Below are 2,239 nucleotides of genomic sequence, written 5' to 3'. Positions count from 1 at the left end.
ACTCCATGGCGAAGGCGTTCACCCCGGCCGCCGCGTAGGCGGCCACATGGTCGCGGCTGTTGTAGGGGTTGAGGATGGCGAACAGCAGCGCGCCGCGCTTGATCAGCGCCAGCTCGTCGAGGTCCCCTTCCCCGGCCAGCAGCGGGCGCTGCACCTTCAGCACGATGTCGGCGTCGGCCAGCGCCGACGCGGCGTCCGGCGCGATCTCCGCGCCGGCGTCCTGATAGACCCGGTCCGGCAGGTTCGAGCCCAGTCCGGCGCCGGTCTCCACGACCACTTCCAGGCTGAGGGCTTTGAGTTTCTTGACCGTCTCCGGAGAAGCCGCGACGCGATTCTCGCCCGCGCGCCGCTCCCTGGGTATGGCGATTTTCATGGTTCTTTATCTCCCCTGCCGCAAGTGGCCGATTTGCGTGCAATCGGCCTAGACCGTCGGCATCAATGCCGGATTTATGTGACTTTGTGAAGCTCTTGAGCGTCGATGGTATTACCAGCGGTGATAGGTGCGGCGCAACAGCCCGGAGAGGGTTGGCGCGCCCGCGTGCATCGGAAAGTGCAAGGTCGCCGCTTTCGCAAGGTCCCGCCATCGGTCTTTCGCATCAAGCGTCCGTCCGATGCGGGGGGGCGTCGCCGCGGGCGTATCCCACTATCCGGGCACACCCGGCTGAACCCTTGGCGCGGTTTGCCGCGCCCTGTGGCATCCGCGCCGACGACGCCGGGAGTCGCTTGCCATCGACGGCGCCCGCCGATATCGTCCGCGCCGGATTCCCCGGAAGCACCCAATTTGAGGTTACCCTTATCATGTCCGACGTCGGCGGCATTGCGGCGGATCGCCTGAAATCCTTCGTGGAGCGCATCGAGCGCCTGGAAGAAGAGAAGCGCGGCCTGCAGGAGGACATCAAGGAGGTCTACTCCGAGGCCAAGGGCACCGGTTTCGACACCAAGATCATCCGCCAGATCATCCGGCTGCGCAAAATGGACAAGGCCGACCGCCAGGAGCAGGAAGCCATCCTGGAGCTCTACAAGGAAGCGCTGGGGATGGTGGAATAACCACCCCCAACTCCCTCCCCGTTACGCCGCCCCGATCAAGCCGCAGCGTCCGCAAGGACGCCGGCGGCCAGCCGGTCCATCACGTTGCCCAGCAGGGCGAGACCGGCCCCACCGCCGAGCGACAGGATCGACTCGGGGTGGAACTGCACGGCGGCGAGCGGAAGCCGCCGGTGCTCCACGGCCATCACCAGCCCGTCGGCGGTCTCCGCGGTCACCGTGAGGTCCGCCGGCAGCCGGTCGCGACGCGCCACCAGCGAGTGGTAGCGCCCGACCGTCAGCCGCTCCGGCAGGCCGGCGAACAGCGCGCCACCCAGCACACGGACCTCCGTCGCCTTGCCGTGGACCGGCTCCGGCAGCAGGTCCAGCGTGCCGCCGAAGCGCTCCACCATCCCCTGTAGCCCCAGGCAGACGCCGAACACCGGCAGGCCGAGCGCCAGCGCCGCGTCGATGGTGCCCGCCACGTCGAAATCCGCCGGACGCCCCGGACCGGGGGACAGCACGACCAGATCCGGCCTCCGCTCCGCCAGCGCCGCCCGCGCGTGGCTGTGACGCAGCGTCGCCACCGACGCGCCGGTCTGGCGCAGATAGTCGGCCAGCGTGTGGACGAAGCTGTCGTCGTGGTCCACCAGCAACACCCGCTTGCCCCGTCCGCCGGAAGGAGCCGCTGGAATCGCGGATGCGGAACACGCCGACTCCCCACGGATGGCGTCGCGGAAGGCGGCGGCCTTCAGACGGCACTCCGCGTCCTCCGCGTCCGGGTCGCTGTCCGACAGCAGGGTTGCCCCGGCCCGCACGTAGGCGACGCCCTCGGCCATGCGGATGGTGCGCAGGGTCAGGCCGGTGTCCATCCCGCCGTCGAAGCCCAGCCGGCCGAAGGCGCCCCCGTACCAGCGGCGCGGCGATTGCTCCGTGTCCTCCAGGAATTGCATGGCCCAGCGCTTGGGCGCCCCGGTCACCGTCACCGCCCAGGTGTGGGTGAGGAAGGCGTCCAGCGCGTCGAGGCCGGGCCGCAGCCGCCCCTCCACATGGTCCACCGTGTGGATCAGGCGGGAATACAGCTCGATCATCCGCCGCCCGATCACCCGGACGGACCCCGGCTCGCACACCCGCGCCTTGTCGTTGCGGTCCACATCGGTGCACATGGTCAGCTCCGCCGCGTCCTTGGCCGAGGTCAGCAGGCGCAGGATCTGGG

At 69.5% G+C, this 2,239-nt stretch carries 2 protein-coding genes and 1 pseudogene; 1 reads left to right on the top strand and 2 read right to left on the bottom strand.

The genetic code is table 11. The features are described from left to right. Positions 1-373, bottom strand: a pseudogene (locus GBZ26_RS28900) (NAD(P)(+) transhydrogenase (Re/Si-specific) subunit alpha); the annotation flags it as partial. A 425-nt stretch (positions 374-798) separates the two neighbouring features. On the opposite strand from GBZ26_RS28900, the gene GBZ26_RS28895 reads away from it, so the two are divergent. After that, positions 799-1,047, top strand: a complete 249-nt coding sequence (locus GBZ26_RS28895) for a DUF2312 domain-containing protein (protein ID WP_014239966.1) — start codon at positions 799-801, stop codon at positions 1,045-1,047. Positions 1,048-1,082: 35 nt separating this feature from the next. Here GBZ26_RS28895 and GBZ26_RS28890 read toward each other — a convergent pair. Continuing rightward, a partial coding sequence (locus GBZ26_RS28890) for an anthranilate synthase component I (RefSeq protein WP_174441738.1) occupies positions 1,083-2,239 on the bottom strand: 1,157 nt, incomplete at its 5' end.

The sequence above is a fragment of the Azospirillum formosense genome, from assembly GCF_013340925.1.
GTDB lineage: Bacteria > Pseudomonadota > Alphaproteobacteria > Azospirillales > Azospirillaceae > Azospirillum > Azospirillum formosense.
This window is presented reverse-complemented; position numbering and strand designations above follow the sequence as displayed.